Raw genomic sequence first — 220 nt, 5'->3', positions numbered from 1 at the left:
CTTGGGTTTCGTCGCAAAGCTCACATCGCTCGGGACATGCGCTGCCTTCAGGCGAGCGGGTTCGTCCGTCCATTCTTTTGGCAGGTAGAGCGCCCGGTCGATGAAGGCATGGCCATGCCGTGACACATAGGCGGCGAACACTCCGATCTGGCAATTGGTGATCTTGCCCGCCGAGCCAGTGTACTGGCGTGCGACCCCGCACGAGGCCTTGCCCTGTTTC

Annotated in this window: 1 protein-coding gene; it reads right to left on the bottom strand. The window is 61.8% G+C overall.

Features of this window, described 5'->3' with window-relative positions; translation table 11 throughout:
* A partial coding sequence (locus tag CWO89_RS45575; RefSeq protein WP_165421654.1) for a transposase occupies positions 1 to 220 on the bottom strand: 220 nt, incomplete at both ends.

Source organism: Bradyrhizobium sp. Leo170, assembly GCF_004296405.1.
Classification (GTDB): domain Bacteria; phylum Pseudomonadota; class Alphaproteobacteria; order Rhizobiales; family Xanthobacteraceae; genus Bradyrhizobium.
Note: the sequence above shows the minus strand (reverse complement) of the source record. Positions and strands in the feature narration are given on the sequence as shown.